This window comes from Ensifer sp. NPDC090286 (assembly GCF_044769565.1).
Classification (GTDB): domain Bacteria; phylum Pseudomonadota; class Alphaproteobacteria; order Rhizobiales; family Rhizobiaceae; genus Ensifer.
In genome coordinates this window covers 1-1,068 of record NZ_JBIVYF010000023.1, presented here as the reverse complement: position 1 = coordinate 1,068, position 1,068 = coordinate 1, and the positions used below count along the sequence as shown (strand labels likewise).

Annotated in this window: 1 protein-coding gene and 1 pseudogene; both read right to left on the bottom strand. The window is 60.0% G+C overall.

Annotated features, from left to right (window positions below):
* Positions 1 to 139: 139 nt before the first annotated feature.
* Positions 140 to 874 (bottom strand): IS21-like element helper ATPase IstB, encoded by a 735-nt coding sequence (gene istB / locus ACIQUG_RS34670; RefSeq protein ID WP_402326933.1) that lies wholly within the window; start codon positions 872 to 874, stop codon positions 140 to 142.
* 5 nt (positions 875 to 879) lie between these two features.
* A pseudogene (locus ACIQUG_RS34665) lies at positions 880 to 1,068 on the bottom strand (IS21 family transposase); the annotation flags it as partial.

The window sequence follows — 1,068 nt, the reverse complement described above, 5'->3', positions numbered from 1 at the left end:
TGTCAATCAGCGTCCAAAAATCACCCCTTATCGGCATCCAATATTGACCCCCTGGTGATGTAGTTCAGCGCTTGGCCGGCCCGGCGCTGGCCGGGGTTGCAGAGGGTAGGCCAAGTGCGGGTGATGATCGTCTTCGGCTTTAGCTTTGAGAGCGGTTCTTGAAGCGCCAGGACTCGTTTCCGGTTTCGACAATCTCGCAGTGATGGGTCAGACGGTCCAGAAGTGCTGTTGTCATTTTGGCGTCACCGAACACTGTCGGCCATTCTCCAAAAGCCAGGTTCGTAGTGACGATGATCGAGGTGCGCTCGTAGAGCCTGCTAATCAGATGGAACAGGAGTTGGCCGCCCGCCTGGGCAAATGGCAGATAGCCGAGTTCATCCAGGATGATGAAGTCGAGACGGTTGAGGTAGTCTGCCGTTCGCCCTTGCTTGCCGCTGCGCGTCTCCGTTTCCAGGCGGTTGACCAGATCGACGACGTTGAAGAAGCGCCCGCGTGTTCCGTTGCGGATCAGTGCGCGGGCGATCGCGATGGCGAGGTGGCTCTTTCCGGTTCCCGTGCCGCCGACGAGAACGACGTTGCGCTGATCGGCGACGAAGGTGCCGGTGGCCAACTCTCGCACCAAGGATTCATTGACCGGCGTATTGGTGAAGTCGAAGTCGTGGATGTCCTTGGCGAGCGGCAGCTTGGCGATGCTGAGCTGGTAGCGAATGGAGCGGGCCTGCTTCTCGGCGATTTCCGACTGCAGGAGATCGCCGACGATGCGCGGTGGTTCGTGCTGCCGTTTGATGCCGTTGCCCATGACCTCGTCGTAAGCGCTGCGCATTCCATAGAGCTTCAGCGTGCTCATTAGTTCGAGAACCTGTGTGCGTTCCATCAGCTTGCCCTCCTGAGGCTGTCATAGCGTGCGCAGTCGGCGACCGGTTCATGGGTCAGCCGCAGCGCATCTGGGGTCTGAACAGTGATTGCTGGAGCCGGATCACGGCTTCGGGCCAGGATGTTGAGGATCACCGAGGCCGAGCAGACGCCGTGATCCAAAGCCTCCTGGCAGGCAGCATCGACGGCCGCCAG

What these genes read in the sequence shown, in the direction of transcription:
- istB (WP_402326933.1), bottom strand. Translation starts at nt 874, where the DNA reads ATGGAACGCACACAGGTTCTCGAACTAATGAGCACGCTGAAGCTCTAT.